Source organism: Methylobacterium sp. AC832 (genome assembly GCF_979256025.1).
On record NZ_CEEDMV010000032.1, the window covers coordinates 1 to 407 of the forward strand.

Genomic DNA, 407 nt, shown 5'->3' on the forward strand with positions numbered 1-407 from the left:
CTGTCGATGAGCTTCGACGGGGCGCAGGAGCGCTGGATGGTGCCGCTGGCCTTCGGCGGCTGCGTCGTGCTCAAGCCCGACGGATTATGGACCCCGCGCGAGGCGCTGGACGCCATGGAGCGTCACGGCGTCACCCATGCAGGGTTCCCCACCGCCTACATGCACCAGCTCGCGCTCGAGGCCGCCAGCGGCCCGCGCCCGAGCCGGCGCTCGTACAGTTTCGGCGGCGAGGCGCTGTCGCGGGAGAGCTTCGCCCTGATCGGCCGGGCCCTCGACCCGACCTTGCTGATCAACGGCTATGGCCCGACCGAGACGGTGATCTCGCCCCTCGTCTGGCGGGCCCGGGCCGGCGACGCGGTGGAGGGGGCCTACGCGCCGATCGGCCGGGCGGTGGGGGATCGCCGGGC

The 407-nt window shown here is 73.7% G+C and carries 1 protein-coding gene; it reads left to right on the forward strand.

All coding sequences use genetic code 11. The annotated features are described in order from the left end of the window. A partial coding sequence (locus AC0IXR_RS25005; protein WP_471762589.1) for an AMP-binding protein occupies nt 1-407 on the forward strand: 407 nt, incomplete at both ends.